This window comes from Streptomyces sp. NPDC014861, assembly GCF_043081625.1.
In the GTDB taxonomy this organism is placed as follows: domain Bacteria; phylum Actinomycetota; class Actinomycetes; order Streptomycetales; family Streptomycetaceae; genus Streptomyces.
In genome coordinates this window covers 247,458-274,171 of record NZ_JBIBWV010000007.1, presented here as the reverse complement: position 1 = coordinate 274,171, position 26,714 = coordinate 247,458, and the positions used below count along the sequence as shown (strand labels likewise).

Annotated in this window: 21 protein-coding genes and 1 riboswitch; of the genes, 11 read left to right on the top strand and 10 right to left on the bottom strand. The window is 73.6% G+C overall.

Annotated elements, in window-relative coordinates; genetic code table 11:
• Positions 1-158 precede the first annotated feature (158 nt).
• The 3 genes from glgP to ACF1BN_RS17565 all read left to right on the top strand — a co-directional run bounded on the left by glgP (position 159) and on the right by ACF1BN_RS17565 (position 5,000).
• Positions 159-2,720 (top strand): alpha-glucan family phosphorylase, encoded by a 2,562-nt coding sequence (gene glgP, locus ACF1BN_RS17575; protein WP_392332497.1) that lies wholly within the window; start codon positions 159-161, stop codon positions 2,718-2,720.
• 68 nt (positions 2,721-2,788) lie between these two features.
• On the top strand, positions 2,789-3,496 hold the full coding sequence (locus ACF1BN_RS17570; protein ID WP_392332496.1) for a response regulator transcription factor: 708 nt from the start codon (positions 2,789-2,791) through the stop codon (positions 3,494-3,496).
• Positions 3,489-5,000 carry a sensor histidine kinase gene (locus tag ACF1BN_RS17565; protein ID WP_392332495.1) on the top strand — a complete coding sequence of 504 codons (1,512 nt, stop codon included), beginning with the start codon at positions 3,489-3,491 and terminating at the stop codon, positions 4,998-5,000. Before ACF1BN_RS17570 ends, ACF1BN_RS17565 begins: the two co-directional genes overlap by 8 nt.
• A 72-nt stretch (positions 5,001-5,072) precedes the next feature.
• On the opposite strand, the gene ACF1BN_RS17560 is transcribed toward ACF1BN_RS17565, so the two are convergent.
• The 4 genes from ACF1BN_RS17560 to glgX form a co-directional block, all read right to left on the bottom strand.
• Positions 5,073-7,103 carry a M4 family metallopeptidase gene (locus ACF1BN_RS17560; protein WP_392332494.1) on the bottom strand — a complete coding sequence of 677 codons (2,031 nt, stop codon included), beginning with the start codon at positions 7,101-7,103 and terminating at the stop codon, positions 5,073-5,075.
• A gap of 486 nt (positions 7,104-7,589) precedes the next feature.
• Positions 7,590-9,446, bottom strand: coding sequence for an ABC transporter ATP-binding protein (locus tag ACF1BN_RS17555; protein WP_392332493.1), 1,857 nt, complete (start codon positions 9,444-9,446; stop codon positions 7,590-7,592).
• Positions 9,443-11,269, bottom strand: a complete 1,827-nt coding sequence (locus ACF1BN_RS17550; protein ID WP_392332492.1) for an ABC transporter ATP-binding protein — start codon at positions 11,267-11,269, stop codon at positions 9,443-9,445. The genes ACF1BN_RS17555 and ACF1BN_RS17550 overlap by 4 nt, the downstream gene beginning before the upstream one ends.
• A gap of 99 nt (positions 11,270-11,368) precedes the next feature.
• The gene (glgX, locus tag ACF1BN_RS17545) at positions 11,369-13,570 is read right to left on the bottom strand and encodes a glycogen debranching protein GlgX (RefSeq protein WP_392332491.1); all 2,202 of its coding nucleotides are present in this window, start codon (positions 13,568-13,570) and stop codon (positions 11,369-11,371) included.
• A 187-nt stretch (positions 13,571-13,757) separates the two neighbouring features.
• On the opposite strand from glgX, the gene ACF1BN_RS17540 reads away from it, so the two are divergent.
• The 4 genes from ACF1BN_RS17540 (at position 13,758) to ACF1BN_RS17525 (ending at position 17,878) form a co-directional block, all read left to right on the top strand.
• Positions 13,758-14,975 carry an Ig-like domain-containing protein gene (locus ACF1BN_RS17540; RefSeq protein WP_392332490.1) on the top strand — a complete coding sequence of 406 codons (1,218 nt, stop codon included), beginning with the start codon at positions 13,758-13,760 and terminating at the stop codon, positions 14,973-14,975.
• 195 nt (positions 14,976-15,170) lie between these two features.
• On the top strand, positions 15,171-16,412 hold the full coding sequence (locus ACF1BN_RS17535) for an Ig-like domain-containing protein (protein WP_392332489.1): 1,242 nt from the start codon (positions 15,171-15,173) through the stop codon (positions 16,410-16,412).
• 82 nt (positions 16,413-16,494) lie between these two features.
• Complete coding sequence (locus tag ACF1BN_RS17530; RefSeq protein ID WP_392332488.1) at positions 16,495-17,262, top strand: enoyl-CoA hydratase/isomerase family protein; 768 nt, start codon at positions 16,495-16,497, stop codon at positions 17,260-17,262.
• Positions 17,263-17,377: 115 nt separating this feature from the next.
• The gene (locus tag ACF1BN_RS17525) at positions 17,378-17,878 is read left to right on the top strand and encodes an ATP-binding protein (RefSeq protein WP_392332487.1); all 501 of its coding nucleotides are present in this window, start codon (positions 17,378-17,380) and stop codon (positions 17,876-17,878) included.
• Between the two features lie 309 nt (positions 17,879-18,187).
• On the opposite strand, the gene ACF1BN_RS17520 is transcribed toward ACF1BN_RS17525, so the two are convergent.
• Positions 18,188-18,826, bottom strand: a complete 639-nt coding sequence (locus ACF1BN_RS17520; RefSeq protein WP_392332486.1) for a GNAT family N-acetyltransferase — start codon at positions 18,824-18,826, stop codon at positions 18,188-18,190.
• Positions 18,827-18,901: 75 nt separating this feature from the next.
• Between ACF1BN_RS17520 and ACF1BN_RS17515 the strand changes: the two genes are divergently transcribed.
• Positions 18,902-19,117, top strand: coding sequence for an EF-hand domain-containing protein (locus ACF1BN_RS17515; RefSeq protein WP_015036303.1), 216 nt, complete (start codon positions 18,902-18,904; stop codon positions 19,115-19,117).
• An 87-nt stretch (positions 19,118-19,204) separates the two neighbouring features.
• Here ACF1BN_RS17515 and ACF1BN_RS17510 read toward each other — a convergent pair whose 3' ends face one another.
• On the bottom strand, positions 19,205-19,759 hold the full coding sequence (locus ACF1BN_RS17510) for a hypothetical protein (protein WP_392332485.1): 555 nt from the start codon (positions 19,757-19,759) through the stop codon (positions 19,205-19,207).
• 184 nt (positions 19,760-19,943) lie between these two features.
• Between ACF1BN_RS17510 and ACF1BN_RS17505 the strand changes: the two genes are divergently transcribed.
• Positions 19,944-20,192, top strand: coding sequence for a hypothetical protein (locus ACF1BN_RS17505; protein ID WP_392332484.1), 249 nt, complete (start codon positions 19,944-19,946; stop codon positions 20,190-20,192).
• Between the two features lie 90 nt (positions 20,193-20,282).
• On the opposite strand, the gene ACF1BN_RS17500 is transcribed toward ACF1BN_RS17505, so the two are convergent.
• The 4 genes from ACF1BN_RS17500 to gcvT all read right to left on the bottom strand — a co-directional run bounded on the left by ACF1BN_RS17500 (position 20,283) and on the right by gcvT (position 24,715).
• Positions 20,283-21,653 carry an L-serine ammonia-lyase gene (locus ACF1BN_RS17500; protein ID WP_392332483.1) on the bottom strand — a complete coding sequence of 457 codons (1,371 nt, stop codon included), beginning with the start codon at positions 21,651-21,653 and terminating at the stop codon, positions 20,283-20,285.
• A 163-nt stretch (positions 21,654-21,816) separates the two neighbouring features.
• Complete coding sequence (gene glyA, locus ACF1BN_RS17495; RefSeq protein ID WP_392332482.1) at positions 21,817-23,088, bottom strand: serine hydroxymethyltransferase; 1,272 nt, start codon at positions 23,086-23,088, stop codon at positions 21,817-21,819.
• 23 nt (positions 23,089-23,111) lie between these two features.
• Entirely contained in the window at positions 23,112-23,489 is a 378-nt protein-coding gene (gene gcvH, locus ACF1BN_RS17490) for a glycine cleavage system protein GcvH (protein ID WP_392332481.1), read from the bottom strand.
• 110 nt (positions 23,490-23,599) lie between these two features.
• Complete coding sequence (gene gcvT / locus ACF1BN_RS17485) at positions 23,600-24,715, bottom strand: glycine cleavage system aminomethyltransferase GcvT (RefSeq protein WP_392332480.1); 1,116 nt, start codon at positions 24,713-24,715, stop codon at positions 23,600-23,602.
• A gap of 152 nt (positions 24,716-24,867) precedes the next feature.
• Positions 24,868-24,968, bottom strand: a riboswitch (glycine riboswitch).
• A 174-nt stretch (positions 24,969-25,142) separates the two neighbouring features.
• Here gcvT and ACF1BN_RS17480 point away from each other — a divergent pair.
• Complete coding sequence (locus ACF1BN_RS17480; RefSeq protein WP_392332479.1) at positions 25,143-25,805, top strand: AAA family ATPase; 663 nt, start codon at positions 25,143-25,145, stop codon at positions 25,803-25,805.
• A gap of 111 nt (positions 25,806-25,916) precedes the next feature.
• Positions 25,917-26,657, top strand: a complete 741-nt coding sequence (locus ACF1BN_RS17475; RefSeq protein WP_392332478.1) for an enhanced serine sensitivity protein SseB — start codon at positions 25,917-25,919, stop codon at positions 26,655-26,657.
• Positions 26,658-26,714: the final 57 nt, after the last annotated feature.

Below are 26,714 nucleotides of genomic sequence, written 5' to 3'. Positions count from 1 at the left end.
GGGCCGGACCCCTGCCGTCCGCGCCCCCCGACACTCCGTCCGCGCCCCCGGGCGCCCCGCCCGCGCCCGGATCGAGGGCCTACGCTCGGTGCGGCACGCCGGGCGCACAGCGTGGTGCGTCCGCTCCGTTCCGTCACCGGCCTGCGAAGGTGGGACACGTGAAGGCAATCCGTCGATTCACCGTGCGTCCTGTCCTCCCCGACACCCTCCGACCCCTCGCCGCCCTGGCGCGCAACCTGCGCTGGTCCTGGCACGAACCGACCCGCGCCCTCTTCGACTCCCTCGCCCCCGAAGGGCTCGCCGGGGCCGACCCGGTCCGGGTCCTCGGCGCCCTGGAGGCCCCCCGGCTCGCCGCGCTCGCCGCCGACCGGGACTTCCTCGCCCGGCTCACCGCCGCCGCCGACGACCTCGACGCCTACCTGGAGCGGCCCCGCTGGTACCAGGAGCGCGGAGCGGACGACGGGCCCGCGGCCCTCGCCTACTTCTCGCCCGAGTTCGGCGTCGCCGCCGCCCTGCCCCAGTACTCCGGCGGGCTCGGCATCCTCGCCGGCGACCACCTCAAGTCCGCCAGCGACCTCGGCGTCCCCCTCATCGGCGTCGGACTCCTCTACCGCCACGGCTACTTCCGCCAGTCCCTCGGCCGCGACGGCTGGCAGCAGGAGCAGTACCCCGTCCTCGACCCCGGCGAGCTGCCCGTCAGCCTGCTCCGCGAGGCCGACGGCGCCCCCGCCCGCATCACCCTCGCCCTGCCCGGCGGCCGCAGCCTCCACGCCCACCTGTGGATCGCCCAGGTCGGCCGGGTTCCGCTGCTCATGCTCGACTCGGACGTCGAGGAGAACGCCCCCGGCGAGCGGGCCGTCACCGACCGGCTCTACGGCGGCGGCAGCGAGCACCGGCTCCTCCAGGAGATGCTGCTCGGCATCGGCGGCGTCCGCGCGGTCCGCACCTACACCCGCCTCACCGGTCACCCCGCACCCGAGGTCTTCCACACCAACGAGGGCCACGCCGGCTTCCTCGGACTCGAACGGATCCGCGAACTCCAGGGCGAGGGGCTGGACTTCGAGGCCGCGCTGGAGACCGTCCGGGCCGGCACCGTCTTCACCACCCACACCCCCGTCCCCGCCGGCATCGACCGCTTCGACCGGGGGCTCGTCGCCCGCCACCTCGGCGATGACGGCGCCCTGCCCGGCCTCGACACCGGCCGGATCCTCGCCCTCGGCGACGAGACCCCGCTCGGCGGCGACCCCACCGTCTTCAACATGGCCGCCATGGGCCTGCGCCTCGCCCAGCGCGCCAACGGCGTCTCCACCCTCCACGGCGCCGTCAGCCGCGCCATGTTCGCCGGACTCTGGCCCGGCTTCGACCCCGAGGAGGTGCCGATCACCTCCATCACCAACGGCGTCCACGCCCCCACCTGGACCGCACCCGAGGCCGGCCGCCTCGGCCCCGACGCGAGCGACCGCGACCTGTGGGAGCTGCGCCGCACCCTGCGCACCCGGCTCGTCGCCGACGTCCGCGACCGGCTGCGCGCCTCCTGGCGCCAGCGCGGCGCCGCCGGCGCCGAACTCGGCTGGACCGACGGCGTCCTCGACCCCGAGGTCCTCACCATCGGCTTCGCCCGCCGGGTCCCCTCGTACAAGCGGCTCACCCTGATGCTCCGCGACAAGGACCGGCTGCGCGCCCTGCTGCTCCACCCGGAGCGGCCGGTGCAGCTGGTCGTCGCCGGCAAGGCCCACCCGGCCGACGACGGCGGCAAGAAGCTCGTCCAGGAGCTGGTCCGCTTCGCCGACGACCCCCGGGTCCGGCACCGGATCGTCTTCCTGCCCGACTACGGCATGGAGATGGCCCGCGGCCTCTACCCCGGCTGCGACGTCTGGCTCAACAACCCGCTCCGCCCCCTGGAGGCCTGCGGCACCAGCGGCATGAAGGCCGCGCTCAACGGCTGCCTCAACCTCTCCGTCCTCGACGGCTGGTGGGACGAGTGGTTCCGGCCCGAGTTCGGCTGGGCCATCCCCACCGCCGACGGGACCGCCGCGGCCGACGAGGAGCGGCGCGACGACCTGGAGGCCGCCGCCCTCTACGAGCTGATCGAACGCCGGGTCGCCCCCCGCTTCTACGACCGCGGCCCCGACGGCGTCCCCGCCGCCTGGACCGCCATGGTCCGCCGCACCCTCGCCGAGCTCGGCCCCAAGGTCCTCGCCGACCGCATGGTCCAGGAGTACGTGGAGCGGCTGTACGTCCCCGCCGCCGGCGCCCGCCGGGCGCTCACCCCGGACCGGGCCCGCGAGCTCGCCGCCTGGAAGACGCGGGTCCGGTCGGCCTGGCCGGGCGTCTCGGTCGACCACGTGGAGATCGGCGACGACCTCGCGGAGGCCGGCGCCGAGCTGGGCGCCACCCCGGTCGTCCGCGTCAGGGTCGCGCTCGGCGGCCTCGCCCCCGACGACGTCGAGGTGCAGGCCGTCACCGGCCGTGCCGCCGCCGACGACACCCTCACCGACACCCGCACGGTCACGCTCAAGCCCGCCGGCGGCCCGGACCTGGAGGGCCGGCAGCCCTACGCCGGCACCCTGGAGCTCGACCGCACCGGCCCCTTCGGCTGCACCGTCCGCGTCCTGCCCGCCCACCCCCGCCTCGCCCACCCCGCCGAGCTCGGCCTCCTCGCCCTGCCGGAGGACGGCGCGGGCGAGGCCGGCGAGGACGCCGGGGTGCTCCTGAGATAGCCCACCGGGGGCACCCGGGGTCCCCGCCGGGCCCCGGGCGCTCCCGGCCCCGCCCTAGGCTGGGCCGCATGATCAGGGTGCTGCTGGCCGACGACGAGGCGATGATCCGTGCCGGGGTGCGGGCCATCCTCACCACCGACCCGGGGATCGAGGTGGTGGCCGAGGCGGGCGACGGGCACGAGGCGGTGGAACTGGCCCGGCTGCACCGGCCCGACGTCGCCCTCCTCGACATCCGGATGCCCCGCCTCGACGGCCTCGCCGCCGCCGACGCGCTGCGCCGCACCCTGCCGGGGACGGCGGTCGTCATGCTCACCACCTTCTCCGAGGACGACTACATCGCCCGCGCCCTCGGCGGCGGCGTCGGCGGCTTCCTCCTCAAGTCCGGCGACCCGCGCGAACTGATCGCCGGGGTCCGCGCGGTCGCCGCCGGCGGCGCCGCGCTCTCGCCCACCGTCGCCCGCCGGGTCATCGACACCCTCGGCGGCGAGAGGCTCACCCGGGGCGCGGCCGCCCGCGCCCGCCTGGCCCCGCTCACCGGCCGCGAGCGGGAGGTCGTCTCGCTGCTCGCCGCCGGCTGCTCCAACCAGGAGATCGCCGCCCGGATGTACGTCGTCGAGGGCACCGTCAAGGCCCATGTGAGCGCGGTCCTCGGCCGGCTCGGCCTGCGCAACCGGGTCCAGCTCGCCGTCCTCGCCCACGAGGCCGGACTCGTCGGCGACGCGCACCCGCAGGGGTACGGCCCGGGGCCGGACGGGCGGGACCCGGACGGTGCCTGAGACCTCCCCGGCGCGCCGCCGCCTCTTCGACCTCGCGCTGTGGCTGCTGCTCTGCGTCCCCGTGCTGCTCCGCTCCGACCCGAACGACGGCGGCTCCTGGCTCCAGGTCGCCGCCGGGATCACCGTCCTCGGCGGCTGCGTCGCCGTCAGCCGCCGGTGGCCGCTGCTGCCGCTCGCCGTCACGGTCGCGGCGAGCCTGCCCGCCACCCTGGAGCTCTTCACCCCCTCGTACAGCCTCGCCCTCGTCGCCTTCGGCTACCTCGCCGGGCGGCGGCAGGACCACACCCGCGGCTCGCTCTGGCTGTTCGGCGCGGTCGCGGCGGCCGGGCTGCTCCTCACCCGGCTCACGGGCACCTCCCTCGGCCCCTGGTTCACCCTGCTCCTCGCCCTCGCGCTGGCGATCGTGGCGCCGTGGCTGGTCGGCCGGTACGTGCGCCAGTACGACCGGCTGGTGCGCAGCGGCTGGGAGCTGGCGGACCGGATGGAGCGCGAGCAGGCGGCGGTGGCCGACCGGGAGCGGCTGCGGGAGCGGTCCCGGATCGCCGGGGACATGCACGACTCCCTCGGCCACGACCTGGCGCTGATCGCGGTGCGGGCGGGCGCCCTGGAGGTGGATCCGGGGCTCGGGCCGGAGCAGCAGCGCGCGGCGGGCGAGCTGCGCCTCGCGGCGGCGGAGGCGACCGAGCGGCTGCGGGACGTCATCGGGGTGCTGCGGGAGGAGGGCGACGGGGCGCCGACGGCCCCGTCCGGCGAGACGGCGGGCGAGCTGGTGGAGCGGGCGCGGGCCTCGGGGCTCGACGTGACGCTCGCCGGCGTCCCGCCGGAGCTGCCGGGGATGGCGGGCCGGGCGCTGCACCGGGTGGTGCAGGAGGGGCTGACGAACGCGGCGAAGCACGCCCCGGGCGCCGCCGTCGCGGTCGAGGTCGGGGAGGCCGGGCAGCGGGTGAGGGTACGGGTGGAGAGCGGGCCCGGCACCGCGGCGGGGCCGCCCGCGACCGGGGGCTCCGGCCTCGTCGGTCTCGACGAGCGGGTGCGGCTCGCGGGCGGCACGCTGAGCCATGGGCCGGTGCGGGGCGGCGGGTTCGCGCTGGTGGCGGAGCTGCCCCGGCGGGCGCCGGCGTCGGTGCCCGCCGCGCCGACCTCGGCGCGGGAGCTGGACCGGGCCCGGCGGCGGGTGCGCCAGGACCTGGTGCGGGCGATCTGGATCCCGCTGGCGCTGCTGGCCGCGCTGGCGGTGCTGACGGCGGGGGTCGCGGTGTGGTCGCAGGCCCGTTCGTATCTGGAGCCGGACAACTACGCGCGGCTGCTGGTCGGCCAGGAGTACGAGGAGCTCGTGGAGGACCTGCCGGACCACGCGCTGGGGGCGAGCCCGCCGGGGCTGCCGGCGGAACCGGGCGGGGCGGACGAGTGCCGGTACTACCGGGCGACCGTGTTCGCGGAGCGGCCGGTCTACCGGCTGTGCTTCGCGGCGGGCCGGCTGGTCGCCAAGGACGAGGTGGGGTGAACGGGCGGACGCCCGGGGGGATGGTTCCCTCCGGGCGTCCGTCGCGGGTGCTTCGGGCTCTCGCCCCCCGGGTTACGGGAAGGTCAGCTTGAAGCTGTTGATGTAGCCGGTGTCGGCGCCGGCCTTGTCCTGGGCGCGGAGCTTCCAGGCACCGTTGGCGACCTCGGAGGAGGCGTTCACGGTGTAGGTCTGCTGGATGTTGTCGGTGCTGCCGCCGGAGCGGTTGTGGAGGTTGTAGACCGAGCCGTCGGGCGCGATCAGGTCGACGACGAGGTCGCCCTTGTAGGTGTGGACGATGTCCACGCCGACGGAGAGGTTGCTCGGCGCGTTGCCGGTGACGCCGGTGACGTTGACGGTCGAGGTGACCGCGGCGCCGGGGGAGTCGGGGATGGCGACGTCGGCGGTGTTCTCGAAGACCTTGCCGCCGGGGTTGCCGCCGCCGGGGCGGGAGCCGACGTTGACGCCGGCCCAGGCGTTCTCGACGGCCGCGACCTCGGGGCTGTTCGCACCGTACAGCTCGGTCGCGACGGCGACCGTGCCGGTGCGGGCGCCCGCGTAGTTGGTGGACGAGGTCCACTTGGTGGTGAGCGCCTTGAACCAGATCAGCGAGGCCTTGTCGCGGCCTATGCCGGTGACGGGCAGGCCGTCGGAGGTCGGGGAGTCGTAGGTGACCCCGTTGACCGTCTTGACCCCGCTGCCCTCGGAGAGCAGGTAGTAGAAGTGGTTGGCCGGGCCCGAGGAGTAGTGGACGTCGACGCTGCCGATGCCGGAGTACCAGTAGTCCTTGGAGGAGCCGTCCTTGCTCGGCTTGTCCATGTACCGCAGCGGGGTGCCGTTGCCGCGTATGTCGATCTTCTCGCCGACGAGGTAGTCGCCCTTGTCCTGCGCGTTGTTGGCGTAGAACTCGACGGCCGCCGCGAAGATGTCGGAGGTGGCCTCGTTGAGGCCGCCGGACTCGCCGCTGTAGACGAGCTTGGCCGTCACCGAGGTGAGGCCGTGGGTCATCTCGTGCGCGGCCACGTCGATGGAGGTGAGCGGCTTGGTGTTGCCCGCGCCGTCGCCGTAGGTCATGCAGAAGCAGGAGTCCTGCCAGAAGGCGTTGACGTAGGCGTTGCCGTAGTGGACCCGGGAGTACGCGCCGACGCCGTCGCCGCGGATGCCGCTGCGGCCGTGCACGTTCTTGTAGTAGTCCCAGGTGAGCGCGGCGCCGTAGTGGGCGTCGGCGCCGGCGGTCTCCGCGTTCTGCGGGGTGCCGTCGCCCCAGACGTCGTCCGAGCCGGAGAAGAGCGTGCCGGTGCCGGACGTCCCCCGGTTGAGGTTGTACGTCTTGTGGTTGCCGCGGGTGGTGTCGGTCAGCGAGTACGAGGGCGCCGTGCCGAGCGTGACCTGGCCGCTGTACTGGGTGTTGCCCGTGCCGGTGTGCACGGCCTGCCACTCGTACAGCTTCGCGCCGGTCCTGGCGTCGGTGACGACGTGCAGCTCGTTCGGGGTGCCGTCGTGCTGGAGGCCGCCGACGACGGTCTCGTACGCGAGGACGGGGGCGCCGCCCTGGCCCATCCAGACGACCTTGCGCGGGGCGCGCTCGCTCTTGGTGGCCTTGGAGCCCTCGGCGGCGGCGCGGCCGACGGCCTGCTTCTCCGCCGCGGCGGGGGCGACGGTGGCGGCGAGGTCGACGTTCTTCAGCTCCGCGCGGGAGGACTTGGAGACCGCGGTGGTGGCCCCGGCGCGGGACTCGGCGACGATCAGGTCGCCGCCGAGGACGGGGAGTCCGCCGTAGGTGCGCTCGTAGCGGGTGTGGGTGGTGCCGTCGCGGTCCTGGACCACGTCGCGGACGACCAGCTTCTCCTGGGCGCCGAGACCGAGCTCCTCGGCCGTCTCGGCCTTGTCGGCGTCGGCGGCCTTGATCAGCGCGGTGCGCTGGGCGGGGGAGAGGTCGGCGGGGAGCTTGCCCGGGTCGGCCTTCCCGGCGGCCTGCGCCTGGGGGGCGGTCGTCCCGGCGTTGTCGGCGGAGGCGCTGCCGGCCTGGACGCCCACGGCGAGCATGGCGGCGGCGGCGATGAGCGCGCCGGTCGCGGTGGCGCGGCGGCTGGGAGTGGATCTCACGCGAACTCCTTTTGCGAGGGGGGTACCGGCCGCTGGGTGGACGGGCCGGGCGGAGCAAGCAGAGCGATGAAGCACGATCGGGTGAATCGGCGAACGTGGTTGCGAGGAACCGGGGGAGAGACTGGCAGCTACCGGCGGTACCTGTCAGGAGCGCGTCAACAACTTGGCCGGAAGTCGTCCGCTGCGCGTACGGGCGTGTTCGTTAAGCGAACGTTTCATCGATCTTGAACGGCCGGCCGCACACCGTTCTCCGTGCGGCGATCCCCGCGCGGGCGGATATCCGGACCGCCGCCCTCCGCCCCCTGTCCCGCCCTTCGGACACCGACCGCCTTTACCGAACCGATGGCCGAATCACGTCGGCGTGAACCATGCCTTCCGCTCGACGCCGGCACGGCCCGCGCACCGGACCCGCCCCGGGCACCCTCCGGCAGGCGCCCGCGCCGCCGGACCGCCCCGCCCCGGGGGAGGAGGCGGCCCGGTGGTCCGTCAGCCCGTCAGGGAGTCGCGCCAGGCGCGGTGGAGGCCGGCGTAGCGGCCCTCGCCGCCGACCAGTTCGGCGGGGGTGCCGTCCTCGACGACGCGGCCCGCCTCCATCACCAGGACCCGGTCCGCGACCTCGACCGTGGACAGCCGGTGGGCGATGACCACCGCCGTACGGCCCGCCAGGACCGTGTCCATCGCGTGCTGCACCGCCCGCTCGCCCGGCACGTCCAGCGAGCTCGTCGCCTCGTCCAGGATCAGCACCGCCGGATCCGCGAGGAGCGCCCGGGCGAAGGCCACCAACTGGCGCTGGCCCGCCGAGATCCGGCCACCCCGCTTCCGTACGTCGGTGTCGTAGCCGTCCGGCAGCCCGGCGATGAACTCGTGCGCGCCGATCGCCTTCGCCGCCCGCTCGATCTCGTCCCGGGTCGCGTCCGGACGCCCGATCGCGATGTTCTCCGCGACCGTCCCGGAGAACAGGAACGCCTCCTGCGTCACCATCACCACCCCGCGCCGCAGCTCCGGCGTCGCCAGCTCCCGCAGGTCCACGCCGTCGAGCAGCACCCGGCCCTCCGTCGGGTCGTAGAAGCGCGCCAGCAGCTTCGCCAGCGTCGACTTGCCCGCGCCGGTCGCCCCGACCACCGCCACCGTCTGGCCCGCCGGGATCCGCAGGGAGAAGCGGGGCAGCACCTCGCCGCCGGTCCGGTACGCGAACCGCACCCCGTCGAAGACCACCTCCCGGCCCGGCGCCGCCCCGGCCCGCTCCGGCAGCTCGCGCGGAGCCGCCGCCTCCGGCACGCCCGGCTCCTGCGCCAGCAGCCCCGCGATCTTGGTCAGCGAGGCCGCCGCCGACTCGTACGAGTTGAGGAACATCCCGAGCCGGTCGATCGGGTCGTACAGCCGCCGCACGTACAGCACCGCCGCCGCCAGCACGCCCAGCTCCAGCGACCCGCCGGCCACCCGGTACGCGCCCCACAGGCACATCCCGGTCACCGCCGTGTTCGCCACGAGCCGCGACCCCACCACGTAGCGGGCCATCTCCAGGAGCGCGTCGCCGTTGCTCCGCTCGTGCCGGTGGTTCAGCCCCGCGAACTCCGCGTCGTTCACCCGCTCCCGGCGGAAGGCCCGCACCGGCCGGATCCCGTTCATCGTCTCCGCGAACCTCACGATCACCCCGGCGATCGCCGTCGACCGCTCCGCGTACACCGCGCCCGCCCGCCGCCGGTACATCCGCACGAGCAGGTACAGCGGACCGAACGAGGCCACCGCCACCGCCCCGATCCCCAGGTCCAGCCAGAGCAGCACCAGCGAGATCGACACGAACGACAGCACGACCCCGATCAGCTCCTGGAGCCCCTCCGACAGCAGCTCCCGCAGCGACTCCACGTCCGTCGTCGACCGCGAGATCAGCCGCCCCGAGGTGTACCGCTCGTGGAAGTCGACGCTCAGCACCTGCGCGTGCCGGAAGATCCGCCCCCGCAGGTCGAGCAGCACGTCCTGGTTGATCCGCGCCGCACCCCGCACGAAGACGTACTGGAGCGCCCCCGCGGCCACCGCGCACAGCAGGTACCCGGCCCCCACCGCGACCAGCGGACCGTGGTCCCCGGCCCGGAAGGCCGGCACCCCCCGGTCGATCGCGTACGCCACGAGCAGCGGGCCCGCCTGGACCGCCGCCTCCTTCACCAGCAGCACCAGCGCCGCCACCGCCACCCGGAACCGGTGCGCGGCCAGCAGCGAACGCAGCAGCGCCCCGGTCGCGCCGCGCGGCGCCGGCAGGTCGTCCCGGTCGAACGGGTCGCCGGGACCGGCGGCCTCCCGCTCCTTCGCCAGCCGCTCCGGCTGCGTGAGCGTGGTCTCCGTCATCGCTCCGCGTCTCCCGTCTCCGCGGACTCCTCGCCCGCGGTCGTCCCCGACATCAGCCAGGCGTACTCGGCGCTGCTCCGCAGCAGTTCCTGATGGGTGCCCACCGCAGCGATCCGCCCGCCCGACAGCAGCGCCACCCGGTCGGCGAGCATCACCGTCGACGGCCGGTGCGCCACCACCAGCGCCGTCGTCTCCCTCAGCACCTCGCGCAGGGCCGCCTCGACCCGCGCCTCCGTGTGCACGTCCAGCGCCGACAGCGGATCGTCGAGCACCAGGAAGCGCGGCCGGCCGACCACCGCCCGGGCCAGCGCGAGCCGCTGCCGCTGACCGCCCGACAGGCTCAGCCCCTGCTCGCCGACCTGCGTCCCGGCCCCCTCCGGCAGCCGGCCGACGAAGCCGTCCGCCTGCGCGATCCCGAGCGCCCGGTCCAGCTCCGGCCCCCCGGCCGCCGCGTCCGCGCCCATCAGCACGTTCTCCCCGACGCTCGCCGAGAACAGGGTCGGCTCCTCGAACGCCACCGACACCAGGGTCCGCAGCCGCTCACGGCCCATCAGCGCGATGTCCTCGCCGTCCAGCAGGATCCGCCCGCCGCTCGCCTCGTGCAGCCGCGGCACCAGCGCCGTCAGGGTCGTCTTGCCGGAGCCGGTCGCCCCGACCAGCGCCAGCGTCTCGCCCGGCCGCACGTGCAGGTCGATGCCGTCCAGGACCGGCGCGGCCCCGTCGGGCGCGTCCGGGAAGCGGAAGGACACGCCCTCGAACCGCAGCCCGCCGGCGTCCCGCACCACCGGGCCGCCGGCGCCCGGAGCGACCGCGTCCCGCTCCTCCTCGGCGTCCATCACCTCGAAGTACCGCTCCGTCGCCGTCACCGCCTCCTGGCTCATCGCGAGCAGGAAGCCGATCGACTCCACCGGCCAGCGCAGCGCGAGCGCCGTCGACAGGAAGGCCACCAGGGTGCCCGCCGACAGGCCGCCGTCCGCGACCCGCACCGAGCCCAGCACCAGCGCGGCGCCGATCGCCAGCTCCGGCAGGACCGTGATCAGCGCCCAGATCGTGGCGAGCAGCCGCGCCTTGGACAGCTCCGTGGAGCGCAGCAGCGCCGCGAGCCGGCGGAAGGCGTCCGCCTGGCTGCGGTGCCGGCCGAAGCCCTTGACGATCCGGACGCCGAGGACGCTCTCCTCCACCACCGTCGTCAGATCGCCCACCTGGTCCTGCGCCCGGCGCGCCACCACCCCGTACCGCCGCTCGAAGTACGAGCACAGCACCATCACCGGCACCACCGGCGTCAGCAGCACCAGGGCGAGCACCGCGTCCTGGGCGAGCAGCAGCGCGCAGCCGGCCACGATCGTCACCGCGTTGACCAGCAGGAAGGTCAGCGGGAAGGCCAGGAACATCCGGATGATCATCAGGTCCGTGGTGCCGCGCGACAGCAGCTGCCCGGAGGCCCACCGGTCGTGGAAGGCGACCGGCAGCCGCTGGAGCCGCCCGTACAGGTCCTCCCGCATCCGCGCCTCCACCGAGGAGAGCGGCCGGGCCACCAGCCACCGGCGCAGACCGAACAGCACGGCCTCGGTGAGGCCGAGCAGCAGCAGGAAGAGCGCGCCCAGCCACACCCCGCCCGGGTCCCGGTCCGCGACCGGCCCGTCCACCAGCCACTTCAGGACCAGCGGGATGACCAGCGACAGACAGGAGGCGACGATCGCGACGGCGGCGGCGGTGAAGAACCGCCCGCGTACGGGCCGGACGTACGGCCAGAGCCGCAGCAGCACCCGCACGGCCGAACGGCGGGCGGGGGCGGATTCGGGGGGTTCAGGGTTCTCGGGCATCAGGTCCGACCCTACGAGTCACCACTGACACGTCTCATCCGAATTTCGGACACCAGCCCGTTCCGGCCACCGCCGCCCGCCCCGCTCACCCCGCCGCCCTCACCCCACCACCCTCAGCAGCACCACCGACCGCGCCCCCACCGGCAGCACCCCGCCGCCCGGGTGGTGCGTGCCCGGGGGCGCGGTCTGGTCGTCGAGGGCGGTGTCGAGGACCCGCTCGTACGTCTGGGCCCAGGGCGCGCCGGGCAGCCGGAAGTCCAGCGGGGCCGGGCCGGCGTGGAGCACGGCGAGGAAGCTGTCGTCGAGGACCTGTTCGCCGCGCTCGTCCCGGCCCGGTATGTCCCGCCCCGAGAGGTAGAGGGCGAGCGTGGCCGAGGGCGCGTACCAGTCCCGCTCGGTCATCTCGGTGCCGTCGGGACCGAACCAGGCGAGGTCCCGCAGCCCGTCGGCGCCCTGCGGCCGGCCGGAGAAGAAGGCGCGGCGGCGCAGCACCGGGTGGCGGTGGCGCAGCGCGAGGAGCCGCCGGGTGAGGGCGAGGAGCTGGGCGCGGCCGGGGTCCTCGGGGAGGGACCAGTCGAGCCAGCTCGTCTCGTTGTCCTGGCAGTAGGCGTTGTTGTTGCCGCCCTGGGTGCGGCCCATCTCGTCGCCCGCGACGAGCATCGGCACGCCGGTGGAGAGCAGCAGCGTGGTGAGGAGGTTGCGGAGCTGCCGCAGCCGGAGCGCGCCGATCTCCGGGTCGTCGGTCTCGCCCTCGGCGCCGCAGTTCCAGGAGCGGTTGTCGTGGGTGCCGTCCCGGTTGCCCTCGCCGTTGGCCTCGTTGTGCTTGCGCTCGTACGTGACGAGGTCGCGCAGGGTGAAGCCGTCGTGGGCGGTGACGAAGTTGACGGAGGCGTACGGGCGCCGGCCGCCCCAGGCGTACAGGTCGCTGGAGCCGGAGAGCCGGTAGCCGAGGTCGCGCACGTCGGGCAGCGCCCCGCGCCAGAAGTCCCGTACGGCGTCCCGGTAGCGGTCGTTCCACTCGGTCCACAGCGGGGGGAAGGCGCCGACCTGGTAGCCGCCGTTGCCGACGTCCCACGGTTCGGCGATGAGCTTCACCCGGCGCAGCACCGGGTCCTGGGCGATGACGGCGAGGAACGGCGAGAGCATGTCGACGTCGTGCATCGAGCGGGCCAGGGCCGCCGCGAGGTCGAAGCGGAAGCCGTCGACGCCCATCTCGGTGACCCAGTAGCGCAGGCTGTCGGTGATGAGCCGGAGCACCTGGGGCTGGACGACGTGGAGGGTGTTGCCGCAGCCGGTGTAGTCGGCGTACCGGCGGGCGTCGGACTGGAGCCGGTAGTAGCCGCGGTTGTCGACGCCCTTCAGCGACAGGGTCGGGCCGAGCTCGCCGGCCTCGGCGGTGTGGTTGTAGACGACGTCGAGGATGACCTCGATGCCGGCCTCGTGCAGGGCCCGGACCATCCGCTTGAACTCGCCGACCTGCTGTCCGGCGGTGCCGGAGGAGGAGTATCCGGCGTGCGGGGCGAAGTAGCCGATCGAGTTGTAGCCCCAGTAGTTGACGAGGCCGCGGCGGAGCAGGTGGTCCTCGTGGGCGAACTGGTGGACGGGCAGCAGTTCGACGGCCGTCACGCCGAGCCGTACGAGGTGGTCGATCGCGGCCGGGTGGGCGAGCCCCGCGTAGGTGCCCCGCAGGTGCTCGGGGATGCCGGGGTGCCGGGCGGTGAAGCCCTTGACGTGCACCTCGTAGATGACGGAGTCCTGCCAGGGCGTCTTGGGCCTGCGGTCGTCGGACCAGTCGTCGTCGTCCAGGACGACGACCCCCTTGGGCACGTGCGGGGCGGAGTCCCGCTCGTCGCGGACGGTGTCGGCGACGTGCTGCTGCGGCCAGTCGCGGACGTGCCCGTACACCTCGGGGGGCAGGGTGAAGTCGCCGTCCACGGCCCGCGCGTACGGGTCGAGGAGGAGCTTGGCCGGGTTCCAGCGGGCGCCCGTCCACGGGTCCCAGCGGCCGTGCGCCCGGTAGCCGTACCGCTGCCCCGGGCCGATGCCGGGCACGAAGCCGTGCCAGATCTCGTGGGTGAGTTCGGTCAGCGGCAGCCGGGTCTCGGTGCCGTCCGGCGCGAAGAGGCAGAGCTCCACCGCCTCCGCGCCGCCCGCCCAGAGGGCGAAGTTGGTGCCCCGGGTCCCGTCGGGACCCACCCGGAAGCGGGCCCCGAGCGGGGTGGGCGCTCCCGGCCACACCGGGGGCGCGATCCGTTCCCGGGCATGCTCCGGTACCGCCTGCTGTTCGGCTGTGCTCGACACCGCCCTGGCCTCCCGCGGCTCCGGCGGGCCCGCGGACGGGGGAGGGGCGTCCCGGCCCCGGCCCCCGCGCGTCCTCCCGCACCCTCGTGTACTCCCGGTCGTCCCCCCTGTTCTGCCCGCAGGGCCGTCCCCCCAACATGGCCCGCGCGCACGTTTCCCCTGGAGGGGGGTCGTCGTTGGGCCACGCGTGACACGTGTATGGGAACGGGCCGGGCAACTCCTCGCGGTCGCGGGGCTCCTCGTGGGTCTCGCCGGCTGCACCGGATCGGACGGGGAAGGAGGCGTCGGCCTGGGCCTTCCGGGCAAGGCGCGGGCCCCCGGCGACGTGATCCGGGTCAGCCCGGAGGACGGCAGCCGGGCGGTGCCCCCGGAAGGTCCCCTGGAGGTCCGGGTGGACAGCGGGCGCCTCGAACGGGTGAGCGTGACCCAGGTGGCGGACGGGCGCCGGTCGGCCGTGGCCGGAGAGGTCAGCGCCGACGGGCTGCGCTGGCGGCCCGCGGAGGGCGGCAGGCTCGCGCTCGCCGCGAAGTACAGCGTGGACGCGGTGGCGCTCGACGCGCACGGACGGCGCTCGGCCCGGCACACCACCTTCACCACGGTGGTCCCGGAGTCCCGCTTCATCGGCTACTTCACTCCGGAGAACCGTTCCACTGTCGGCGCCGGCATGATCGTCTCCTTCGGCTTCAACCGCCCGATCGAGAACCGGGCCGAGGTGGAGCGGGCGATCCGGGTCACCGCCGACCCGCCGGTCGAGGTCGTCGGCCACTGGTTCGGCAAGGAGCGGCTCGACTTCCGCCCGGCCCGGTACTGGGCGGCCGGCACGAAGGTGAAGGTCGAGCTGGGGCTGCGGGACGTCGAGGGCGCCCCCGGTGTCTACGGCATCCAGCGCAAGACGGTCGGCTTCACGGTGGGCCGCTCCCAGGTCGCCCTGGTGGACGCGGCCGCGCACACCATGGAGGTGCGGCGGGACGGGCGGGTCCTGGCCACGCTGCCGATCACCGCGGGCGCGCCGAAGACCACCACGTACAACGGGAAGATGGTGGTCACCGAGATGTACGACGTGACGCGGATGAACGGCGCCACGGTCGGCTTCGGCGGCGAGTACGACATCAAGGACGTGCCGCACGCCATGCGGCTCACCGAGTCCGGCACCTTCATCCACGGCAACTACTGGGCCGACCCCTCCACCTTCGGCTCGGCCAACGTCAGCCACGGCTGCGTGGGGCTGCGGGACGTGAAGGGCGGCGCCGCCGACACCCCGGCGGGCTGGTTCTACGACCGGAGCCTCGTCGGCGACGTCGTGGAGGTGGTCAACTCCCGGGACCGCGAGGTCGCTCCGGACAACGGCCTCGGCGGCTGGAACCTCGACTGGGACGGCTGGAAGGCCGGGTCCGCGCTCCGCTGACCCCGCCCGGGCCCCTGGGCCGGACGCGAGCCGCTCCCCGCCCGCCTCCGGCCCCGTCCCGACTGGGACTGAACGGTGACATTCACGTGGAACTTTCGTGTCTTCCGGTGTGATTATCTAGCGCCGTGCGCGGGACGTGCGTACAGGGGGTGGGGCCCGGCCGGCGGCCGGGTCGTGCGAGGGGAGAAGACCATAGTGAACGGGCAGCCGATATCGGGGCGGTCGGCGCGGCGGCGGGGTGTCCGCCTCGGGGCCCTGGCGACGGGGGCGCTGCTGCTGGTCCTGACCGCCTGCGGCGGTGAGGAGCCGTCGAAGGCCGGCGGGACCGGAGCCGACGGCGCCGGGCAGGGGACCGCGGCGCCCGACAACGCCGCCTCCCGGGCGGTCGTGACCATCCTGCCGAAGGACGGCGCCGACTCGGTCGCCACCAGCGGGGCCCTCAAGGTCACCGCCGAGCAGGGCAAGCTGACGACCGTGACGGTCGCCGACTCCGAGGGCGCCGCGATCGAGGGGAAGATCTCGGCGGACGGCGCGAGCTGGGAGCCGCTGGCCCACCTGTCGGCCGGCACCCAGTACAAGGTCCACGCGAGCGCGAAGGACGCCGAGGGGCGCGAGTCGGCGAAGGACACCACCTTCACCACGCTGGTCCCGAAGAACACCTTCATCGGCCACTACACGCCGGAGGCCGACACGACCGTCGGCGTCGGCATGCCGGTCTCCATCAACTTCACCCGGGGCATCACCGACCCCGAGGCCGTGGAGAAGGCCGTCAAGGTGACGGCCGAGCCGGCCGTCGAGATCAAGGGCCACTGGTTCGGCAACGACCGCCTCGACTTCCGCCCCGAGGAGTACTGGAAGGCCGGGACGAAGGTCACCGTCGAGCTCAACCTGGACGGCGTCGAGGGCCGCCCGGGCGTCTACGGCAAGCAGAAGAAGACCTACTCCTTCACCATCGGCCGCCGCCAGGTCTCCACGGTCGACGCGAGCGCCAAGACGATGAAGGTCGAGCGCGACGGCACGATCATCAAGACCCTGCCGATCACCGCGGGCGCCCCGTCCACGACCACGTACAACGGCCAGATGGTCATCAGCGAGAAGTACAAGGTGACCCGGATGAACGGCGCCACCGTCGGCTTCGGCGGGGAGTACGACATCAAGGACGTGCCGCACGCCATGCGCCTGTCCACCTCCGGCACCTTCGTGCACGGCAACTACTGGGCCCCGAAGTCCACCTTCGGCTCGCAGAACGTCAGCCACGGCTGCGTCGGCCTCTCGGACACCCGGGGCGCGGGCGACAGCTCCACGCCGGCCGCCTGGTTCTTCGACCGTTCGATCATCGGTGACGTCGTCGTCGTGAAGAACTCGAAGGACAAGCAGATCAAGCCGGAGAACGGCCTGAACGGCTGGAACATGTCCTGGTCGGAGTGGATCGCCTAGATCCCCGCCGTCACGGACGGGCCCGGTGCTGTGAGCAACAGCACCGGGCCCCTCGTCGTTAACGCCCACTAACCTCTCTCCCATGACTGTGAACCTCGAAGTCGCCGACGGCGTCGGCACGATCCGCCTCGACCGCCCGCCGATGAACGCCCTGGACATCGCCACCCAGGACCGGCTGCGCGAGCTGGCCCAGGAGGCCACCGACCGCGACGACGTGCGCGCCGTCGTCCTGTACGGCGGCGAGAAGGTCTTCGCGGCCGGCGCGGACATCAAGGAGATGCAGGTCATGGACCACGTGGCCATGGTCGAGCGGTCGCGCGCGCTCCAGGACTCCTTCACGGCCGTCGCCCGCATCCCGAAGCCGGTCGTCGCCGCGATCACCGGCTACGCCCTCGGCGGCGGCTGCGAGCTCGCGCTCTGCGCCGACTACCGGATCGCCGCCGACAACGCGAAGCTCGGCCAGCCCGAGATCCTGCTCGGCCTGATCCCCGGCGCCGGCGGTACCCAGCGGCTCTCCCGCCTGGTCGGCCCGTCGAAGGCCAAGGACCTCATCTTCACCGGCCGGATGGTGCGGGCCGAGGAGGCGCTCACCCTCGGCCTGGTCGACCGGGTCGTCCCGGCCGCCGAGGTGTACCAGCAGGCGCACGCCTGGGCCGCGAAGCTGGCGCAGGGCCCGGCGGTGGCGCTGCGCGCCGCCAAGGAGGCGATCGACCAGGGCCTGGAGGCCGACATCGACACCGGCCTCGCCCTCGAACGCACGTGGTTCTCCGCGCTGTTCGCCACCGCGGACCGTGAGACCGGCATGCGCAGCTTCGTCGAGGAGGGCCCGGGCAAGGCCAAGTTCGCCTGACCCGCCGCCGCCCGGACCGTCGTCCGACGGACCGTCACGGCGACGCGCCCACCCGCGGGGGCCATTCCACCGGAACGGCCTCCGCGGGTCGTCTCCGGCGGCCATGATGGGAGGCATGGCGGGCCTGGAGAGCAGGGAACAACCACGGCAGGGGAGTGTGCCCGCCGCGCGGTGGGCACCGACCCCCGAGGACGAAGAGGCCCTCTCGGCGATGGAGCGGTACGGCAACCCGGCGGAGGGTGACGTCCGTCTGCCGTCGCAGCCCGAGTCGGCCCGGATCGCCCGCCGGATGACCCAGTACGTGGTGCTGCGCCAGTGGGCGCTCGGCCCGACCCTCGCCGAGCACGCGGTCCTGCTCGTCTCCGAGCTGGTGGGCAACGCGGTCCGGCACACCGGGGCCCGGGTCTTCGCGCTCCGCGCCCAGCGGCGCCCCGGCCGGATCAGGATCGAGGTGCGCGACCCCTCGCGCGGCCTGCCCTGCCTGATGCCGGTGGGCGAGCTCGACGTCAGCGGGCGGGGCCTCTTCCTCGTCGACAAGCTCTCCGACCGGTGGGGCGTGGACCTCGGGCCGCGCGGCAAGACGACCTGGTTCGAGATGCGGGTCACCGACCGCTGAACGCACGAAAGCCCCCGTGCGCCATGGTGAGGCGGCTGGGGGCTTCCGTGTGATGCGCCGTGGACGGGGGGGTGTATCCACGGCCGCTTGGACGACCTGGCCCGGGTCAATGGGGGTCGTTCCCTCGACTATGACAGACGACGGGCCGCATCGCCAAGAACCCATATCGTTGTCAATACGGACATAGGTGCACGTTTTAACAGTGAATCGTTGGTGACGTGCGGCACTGACCTTGCAAACTGTGAATGCCTATGCGGTTCATCGATTGTTTCCCTCGATCGTCCATATAGTGGACGCCTGTGCGTCGCTCTACCGGGCCGTGAGCAGCGCCTCCGACGCCACCGGCCGGTACCCGGCCGCCTGGAAGGTCCGCACACTCCGCGCGTTCCCGGGCGACTGCTGAGCCCACACCACCGGGTCCGGCGTCAGATGGCGGGCCGCCATCGCCAGCGCCCGGCCCAGGCCCCGGTGGCGGACCCCCTCGTCCACCTCGATCGCCGCCTCCGTCCGCCCGGCCACCCCGCGTCCCAGGACCAGCACCCCGCCGTCCGCCGCCCACACCCGTACGCCGTCGCGGTACTTCAGGGCCCGTGCCACCCGCGGGTGCTCGGGGTCCTCGATCTCCCGCAGTTCCACCGGCGGCGGGCCCGGCAGGGCGTCGGCGACCGTCAGCAGGTCGATCGTGTTCATCCGCCGGCCCGTCCGCGTCATCAGCCGCACCAGGAAGCCGGGGTTCATGCTGGCCGCGAGGGCGTCGCTCCCGGTCGCCGCCAGCTCCGCCCGCACCCACTCCGGGTCGACGTCGGCGAAGACCACCGAGTGGGCGGTGAAGGCCAGCACCCCGGCGTCCCGCCGGTCCGGCTGCGGCACCACCGTCGTCCCCCCGTCCATGGGCGGGAACTCCCCGCGCGCCGCCGCTTCCAGGATCCGTGTCACGTCACCGCTCATACCGCCATCATCGGACACCGCTCCGCCCGCTAATCTGACCACCGTCAAAGACAGCACCGAGAAGGGGCGGAAGCAGTGGCGGACATCGAGTCGGCACGCACGGCATTCAACCGGTACGACGTGGACGGGGACGGCTTCATCACCGCCGCGGAGTACAAGAGCGTCATGGCCCAGCTGGGTGACTTCAACGTCACCGAGACGGTCGCCGAGGCCCTCATCAAGCAGCGCGACGACAACGGCGACGGCCGCCTGTCGTGGGACGAGTTCTGGTCCCACCTCAGCAAGGCGTGACCCGGGCCTGACCGGCCCCGGTCCCGGGGCCGGGCGGCGCTCACGCCGAGCCGCCGCCCGCCCCTCGGCCCCGAGGGGCCCGGCGCGTCAGTCGCGCGCCACCAGCAGCGCGGTGCCCCACAGGGCCAGGGCCGCGGGAAGCGCCACGGAGGCCCGTACGGACTCCGCGGACAGGCCGGCGGCCAGCAGGCCCGTGCCGATCGACGCGAGGCCCGTCAGGGCCGCCGCCAGCCATCCGTACTGCCGCTGGTCGTAGAGGCGGGCCAGCGGGAAGAAGTGCAGGCCGACGACGAGGCAGAGGCCGACCGGGATCCACTCCTGGTGCCCGGCCGCGTTCGAGGCCGCGATCACGGCGACGATCGCGGCGGCCTCGACCGCGTTGACGATCCCGACCCCCCGGTTCCACCGCTCCGGCAGCCGCACCGGACGCGTCACCTCGCGGGCCGTCGCCCGGAACCCCGCGACCAGCGTCCCGGCCGTCAGGAGTGCCGCCGCCACCCCCGCCACGAGCGGGCCCGGCGCGGGCAGCCCCGAGCCGCCGGCGAGCGCCCACACCGCCGCGAAGACGGAGAGCACGACGATCCCGCGGCGGCGCAGGGTGCGGGTCAGGGCGGCACATTCGGCATCTGTGGTCATGGTCATGATCGGACCCTAGCGACGGAATCCGGCCGTCCACCGGGGAATCCGGACATCCGTCCGAAGGATTGGCCTAGACCTATTGCCGGGGAGGGGGTGCGCCGATACGTTTCGTGCGGCTGCGCAGCCGCACGAAACGCACGGCACCATCCCGCACCGCATCGCATCGTTCATTTCAGGAGGACATGCCATGTACCGTCGCGTCGCAGCCGCCCTGGCCACCGCGGCCACCGCCGCAGCCCTCGCCCTCGGCACCGCCGGCACCGCCGGCACCGCCGAGGCCGCAGGGCCGGGCTTCTACGCCCGCAGCCACCACGCCTCGTACGCCGAGTGCCAGGCCGCCGGCCAGGCCGGCGAGTGGATGTGGGGGAAGATCTACTTCTGCGAGCCCTTCCACCCCTCCCGCCCGGACGTCTACGTCCTCTGGGTCCGCTTCTGACCCGAGCAACGCCCGACGGCCGGTCCTGCGGGGGCGGGACCGGCCTTCGGTACGCGCGCGTGCCCGGCGCGGGGGCTCACCGCCCCGTGCTCAGCACTCGATGATGTTCACCGCGAGACCGCCGCGCGCGGTCTCCTTGTACTTGACGCTCATGTCCGCGCCCGTCTCCTTCATGGTCTTGATGACCTTGTCGAGGGAGACCAGGTGGCTGCCGTCGCCGCGCATCGACATCTTCGCCGCCGTGACCGCCTTGACCGCCGCCATGCCGTTCCGCTCGATGCACGGGATCTGGACCAGGCCGCCGACCGGGTCGCAGGTCAGGCCCAGGTTGTGCTCCATGCCGATCTCCGCGGCGTTCTCCACCTGCTCGGGGGAGCCGCCCAGGACCTCGGCCAGCGCGCCCGCCGCCATCGAGCAGGCCGAGCCGACCTCGCCCTGGCAGCCGACCTCGGCGCCGGAGATCGAGGCGTTCTCCTTGAAGAGCATGCCGACCGCGCCCGCCGCCAGCAGGAAGCGCACGATCCCGTCCTCGTCCGCGCCCGGCACGAAGTTCATGTAGTAGTGCAGGACGGCGGGGATGATGCCGGCCGCGCCGTTCGTCGGGGCGGTGACCACCCGGCCGCCCGCCGCGTTCTCCTCGTTCACCGCCATCGCGTAGAGGGTGATCCACTCCATCGCGTGCATGGCCGGGTCGCCCTCGGAGCGCAGCTTGCGGGCCAGGGTCGAGGCGCGGCGGCGGACCTTCAGACCGCCCGGCAGGATGCCCTCGCGGGCCATGCCGCGCGACACGCAGGCCTGCATGACCCGCCAGATCTCCAGCAGGCCGGCGCGGATCTCGTCCTCGGTGCGCCAGGCCTTCTCGTTCTCCAGCATCAGCGAGGAGATCGACAGACCGGTCTCCCGGGCGAGGCGGAGCAGCTCGTCACCGGTGCGGAAGGGGTACTTCAGGACGGTGTCGTCCGGGATGATCGGGTTCTCGCCCGCCACCGCGTCCTCGTCGACCACGAAGCCGCCGCCGACGGAGTAGTACGTCTTCTCCAGGACGAGCGCGCCCTCGGCGTCGTAGGCGAAGACCGTCATGCCGTTGGCGTGGTAGGGGAGCGCCTTGCGCCGGTGCAGGACCAGGTCGGCGTCGAAGTCGAAGGGGATGTCGTGGGCGCCGAGGAGGTTGATCCGGCCGCTCGCCTTGATCCGCTCGAACTCGTCGTCGGCGTTCTCCACGTCGACCGTGCGGGGCGAGTTCCCCTCCAGGCCGAGCAGGACCGCCTTCGGGGTGCCGTGGCCGTGCCCGGTGGCGCCGAGCGAGCCGTACAGCTCCGCCCGGACCTTCGCGGTCCCCGCGAGCAGGCCCTCGTTCTTCAGCCGGCGGGCGAACATCCGGGCCGCGCGCATGGGGCCCACCGTGTGGGAGCTCGACGGACCGATGCCGATCGAGAACAGGTCGAAGACCGAGATGGCCACGGGAGGACTCCTTGTGGGGGGCTAGACGCCGTTGTCTGCCGGGGTGGAGCAGAAGAGCGTGAAGACGTGACGACATGGGGCGGGGCACCGCGCCTCACTGTCCAGTGTGCGCGGTGCCCCGGAACTTTCGAACGAACGAACCCAGGAACGAAAGCGTACGAAATTACTTCAGGCCGGGGTACAGCGGGTGCTTGTCGGCCAGAGCGGTCACACGGGCCTTCAGGGACTCGGCCTTGTCCGCGTCGAAGCCCGGCTTCAGCGTCTCGGCGATGATGTCGGCGACCTCGGTGAAGTCCTCGGCGGTGAAGCCGCGGGTGGCGAGGGCCGGCGTGCCGATGCGCAGACCGGAGGTGACCATCGGCGGGCGCGGGTCGTTCGGAACGGCGTTCCGGTTGACCGTGATGCCGACCTCGTGCAGCCGGTCCTCGGCCTGCTGGCCGTCGAGCTCGGAGTCGCGCAGGTCCACCAGGACCAGGTGCACGTCCGTGCCGCCGGAGGCGACCGCGACACCGTGCTCGGTGACGTCGTCCCGGACCAGGCGCTCGGCCAGGATGCGGGCGCCGTCCACGGTGCGCTGCTGGCGCTCCTTGAACTCCTCCGAGGCCGCGACCTTGAAGGAGACGGCCTTGGCCGCGATCACGTGCTCCAGCGGACCGCCCTGGAAGCCGGGGAAGACCGCGGAGTTCAGCTTCTTCGCGAACTCCTTGCCCCGGGCGAGGATGATGCCGCCGCGCGGGCCGCCGAGCGTCTTGTGCGTGGTGGAGGTCACCACGTCCGCGTACGGGACCGGGTTCGGGTGCAGACCGGCCGCGACCAGGCCGGCGAAGTGGGCCATGTCGACCCACAGGTACGCCTCGACCTCGTCGGCGATCCGGCGGAACTCCGCGAAGTCCAGCTGACGCGGGTACGCCGACCAGCCCGCGATGATCACCTTCGGGCGGTGCTCCTTGGCCAGGCGCTCGACCTCGGCCATGTCGACCAGGCCGGCCTCGTCCACGTGGTACGCGACCACCTCGAACTGCTTGCCCGAGAAGTTCAGGCGCATGCCGTGGGTCAGGTGGCCGCCGTGGGCCAGGTCCAGACCGAGGATCGTGTCGCCCGGCTGGGCGATCGCGAAGAGGGCGGCCTGGTTGGCGGAGGCGCCGGAGTGCGGCTGCACGTTGGCGTACTCGGCGCCGAACAGCTCCTTCACCCGGTCGATCGCGATCTGCTCGGCCACGTCGACGTGCTCGCAGCCACCGTAGTAGCGGCGGCCCGGGTAACCCTCGGCGTACTTGTTGGTGAGGACGGAGCCCTGGGCCTCCATGACCGCGACCGGAGCGAAGTTCTCCGAGGCGATCATCTCGAGGGTGGACTGCTGACGGCCGAGCTCGGCGTCGACGGCGGCGGCGACGTCGGGGTCCAGCTCGTGGAGGGGAGTGTTCAGAAGCGACATGAAGCGATCCCTAGGGGTCTCGGTCAGCCTGCGGTGAAAGCGGTGTACTCGTCGGCGGTGAGCAGCGCGTCCGGCTCACCCGAGATGCGTACCTTGAACAGCCAGCCGCCCTCGAAGGGGGCGGAGTTCACCAGCGAGGGGTCGTCGACGACGTCCTGGTTGGCCTCGACGATCTCGCCCGTCACCGGGGCGTAGAGGTCGCTGACGGACTTCGTCGACTCCAGCTCGCCACAGGACTCGCCCGCGGTCACGGTCGCGCCGACCTCGGGGAGCTGCACGTAGACGACGTCACCGAGCGCGTTGGCCGCGTGCTCCGTGATGCCGACCGTGGCGACGCCGTCCTCGACGGCCGACAGCCACTCGTGCTCCTTGCTGTAGCGAAGCTGCTGGGGGTTGCTCATGGCCTGATTCTCCTGGATCGGGGGAGTGCGGATGTACGGGGGTCTTGCGGGGTGAGACGTGTCCTGAGACGAATGCGTCACGTCCGGGGCGGCCCCGGACGGGCGCCCGCCTACTTCTGGCGCTTGTAGAACGGCAGCGCCACGACCTTGTACGGCTCGTGGGTGCCGCGGATGTCCACCCCTACACCCTCGGTGCCGGGGGCGGCGTGCGCGGCGTCGACGTACGCCATCGCGATCGGCTCGCCGAGCGTCGGGGAGGGGGCGCCGGAGGTGATCTCGCCGACCACCTCGTCGCCGGCGACGACGGCCATGCCGGCGCGCGGGACGCGGCGGCCCTCGGCGATCAGGCCGACCAGCTTGCGCGGCGGGGCGGTCTCGGCGCGCTCGGCGGCGGCCTCCAGCGCCTTGCGGCCGACGAAGTCGCCCGGCTTCTCGAACTTCACGACGCGGCCGAGACCGGCGTCGAAGGGGGTCAGGGAGGTGGTCAGCTCGTGCCCGTAGAGCGGCATGCCCGCCTCCAGGCGCAGCGTGTCGCGGCAGGAGAGGCCGCACGGGATCAGGCCGACGCCCGCGCCCGCCTCGGTCAGCGCCGTCCACACGCCCTCGGCGTGCTCGGGCTTCAGGAAGAGTTCGAAGCCGTCCTCGCCGGTGTAGCCGGTCCTGGCGATCAGCGCCGGGACGCCGGCGACCGTGCCGGGCAGGCCCGCGTAGTACTTCAGGCCGTCCAGGTCGGCGTCGGTGAGCTGCTTCAGGATGCCGGGGGACTCCGGGCCCTGCACGGCGAGCAGGGCGTACGCGTCGCGGTCGTCGCGGACCTCGGCGTCGAAGCCGCCGGAGCGGGCCACCAGGGCGTCCAGGACGATCTGCGCGTTGGAGGCGTTGGCGACGACCATGTACTCGGTCTCGCCCAGGCGGTAGACGATCAGGTCGTCGAGGATGCCGCCGTCCTCCTGGCAGATCATCGTGTAGCGGGCGCGGCCGTTGCCCACCGTGGAGATGTTGCCGACCAGGGCGAAGTCGAGCAGGTCGACCGCCTGCGGGCCGGTGACGGTGATCTCGCCCATGTGGGAGAGGTCGAAGAGGCCGGCCCTGGTGCGGACGGCGTTGTGCTCGTCGCGCTCGCTGCCGTACCGGAGCGGCATGTCCCAGCCGGCGAAGTCGGTCATGGTCGCGCCCAGCGAACGATGCAGGGCATCGAGGGCGGTCAGACGGGGGGTGGTGCTCATGATGGACGTGGCTCCCGGGTCCCGAAGGCGGAAAACATGACAGGCAAGGACGTTCCTCCCCATCTGTCATGGAACCTGAGAGGTTCACCGGGGGCATCCCCGGCTTGCACCTTGGGTGGGGACACGACAGGTGTCCCGCTTTTCAGATCTGCCTCATCCACGCGGTACGGGGCCTGAGAGATTCAAGGGAGGGTCTTGCTCCTTCGGCGCCCGGACGGCCGAGGCCGGTCCGGAACTCTCCCGCGCGGATTCGAGCGGCCGGTATGCGGTTGTAGGGCGCGGCACGCGCCTGGCGCGCACATCATCGCACGCGGTGTCGGCGCCGCAAATCGCTTGTCTCGGATTACCGTTTCTTTACACTTCGTGGGCAAGGGTCTCCGTGAGGTCTCCCGGTACGTCCTCCGGGGACCCGACAGGGGGAGCAGCGATGAGGATCCAGCACACCGGCGTCTTCGCGACCGACGCCGCCATACCCGCTCCGCGGGCCCGCGCCAGGACCCGCGCGCGCGGGCGCGTCGTGCGGGACCTGCGCGAGCGCGGCGGCCGCGGGCCGCGCGCCCTCACCTTCGCCGCCGGCGACGTCGTGGTCGTCTCCGGACTGCCCGGCAGCGGCAAGTCCACGCTGCTGCGGCGGGCCGCCGAGGGCCGCGGGATCGACTCGCAGGACGCCCGGGAGCGCTGGGAGGCCCGGATGCCCCGCCTGCTGCCGTACGCGCTCTACCGCCCGCTGGTCCGGGTCGCGCACTACGCCGGGCTGTACCGGGCGCTGCGCTCCGGCGCCGGCGTCGTCGTCCACGACTGCGGCACCCAGTCCTGGGTCCGCGGCTGGCTCGCCCGCTCCGCCGCCCGCCGCGGCCGCGCCCTCCACCTGGTCCTCCTCGACGTCGACCCGGCCACCGCCGTGGACGGCCAGCGCGAGCGGGGCCGGGGGGTGTCCGCGTACGCCTTCGCCCGGCACCGCAGGGCCGTCGGCCGGCTCGTCGCCGCCGTCGAGTCCGGCCGGCTGCCCCGCGGCTGCGCCTCCGCCACCCTCCTCGACCGGGACGCCGCCGGCGCGCTGCGCCGCCTCGGCTTCCGCGAGGCCGGCTGAGACCCGCGCCCGCCGCGGGTGCGGGTTTCTGGTCACGGCCGGGGCGGGGCGGCGTTAGGGTGCTGCGGGACGGCCGGGACCAGGGCCGTGCGAGGAGGGGACGGAACCACCGTGGACGTGACGTGGCCGGGCAACGAGCTGGAGGAGGCGCTGGCCGCCGCGCTCGGGGAGCCCGCGGCCGGAGGCCGGCTCATCGAGGTGCTCGGCCGGAGCCCCGTCTGGGTCCCGCTGCCCAACGGCGGCGGTCCCGACAGCCCCGACCTGGACCTCGCCACGATGGAGATCGGCGGCGCCGCCTACGTCCCCGTCTACAGCTCGCGGGAGCAGTTCCTCGCCTGCGTCGGTGACCACATGTCCTTCACCGTCGCCCCCGCCCGCGACTTCGCCCGCGGCCTGCCCCCGCAGCTCGGCATCGCCGTGAACCCCGGCGGCGTCGTCGGCGTCCCGCTGCCCCCGCCCGCCGTCGCCGAACTCTGCCGGGTCGGCCGCACCGCGCTCGACGGACCCGCGTCCGGCGGCCGGGTCCGGCTCTTCGAGCCCGACTGGCAGGACGACCCGGTCGACTTCCTCGCCGCGGCCTCCGCCGAGTTCGAGGCCACCGGTGTCGTCGCCAGCGCCCGCCGCACCCTCGCCAGCGTCGAGGGCACCGAGCCGGCGCTCTTCATCGGCGTCCAGCTCACCGGCTGGGACGGCGTCGACCGCAACGCCCCGCTGGACGCCCTCGGCCGCGCCCTCGGCCGTGTCGAGGTGGCCTGGCCGGTCAACCTCATCCTGCTGGACATGGCCGCCGACCCCGTCGGCGACTGGATGCTGGAACAGGTGCGCCCCTTCTACCTGCGCACCGCCGGATGACCCCCGGCCCTGTCTAAGCTGGACCGACCGAACGACCGAGACGACCGAACGGCCGAA

Coding starts and splice junctions, on each gene's coding strand:
- ACF1BN_RS17570 (WP_392332496.1), top strand. CDS start 2,789: ATGATCAGGGTGCTGCTGGCCGACGACGAGGCGATGATCCGTGCCGGG.
- ACF1BN_RS17555 (WP_392332493.1), bottom strand. CDS start 9,446: ATGACGGAGACCACGCTCACGCAGCCGGAGCGGCTGGCGAAGGAGCGG.
- ACF1BN_RS17550 (WP_392332492.1), bottom strand. CDS start 11,269: ATGCCCGAGAACCCTGAACCCCCCGAATCCGCCCCCGCCCGCCGTTCG.
- ACF1BN_RS17530 (WP_392332488.1), top strand. CDS start 16,495: ATGACTGTGAACCTCGAAGTCGCCGACGGCGTCGGCACGATCCGCCTC.
- ACF1BN_RS17525 (WP_392332487.1), top strand. CDS start 17,378: ATGGCGGGCCTGGAGAGCAGGGAACAACCACGGCAGGGGAGTGTGCCC.
- ACF1BN_RS17520 (WP_392332486.1), bottom strand. CDS start 18,826: ATGAGCGGTGACGTGACACGGATCCTGGAAGCGGCGGCGCGCGGGGAG.
- ACF1BN_RS17510 (WP_392332485.1), bottom strand. CDS start 19,759: ATGACCATGACCACAGATGCCGAATGTGCCGCCCTGACCCGCACCCTG.
- ACF1BN_RS17505 (WP_392332484.1), top strand. CDS start 19,944: ATGTACCGTCGCGTCGCAGCCGCCCTGGCCACCGCGGCCACCGCCGCA.
- glyA (WP_392332482.1), bottom strand. CDS start 23,088: ATGTCGCTTCTGAACACTCCCCTCCACGAGCTGGACCCCGACGTCGCC.
- gcvH (WP_392332481.1), bottom strand. CDS start 23,489: ATGAGCAACCCCCAGCAGCTTCGCTACAGCAAGGAGCACGAGTGGCTG.
- gcvT (WP_392332480.1), bottom strand. CDS start 24,715: ATGAGCACCACCCCCCGTCTGACCGCCCTCGATGCCCTGCATCGTTCG.
- ACF1BN_RS17480 (WP_392332479.1), top strand. CDS start 25,143: ATGAGGATCCAGCACACCGGCGTCTTCGCGACCGACGCCGCCATACCC.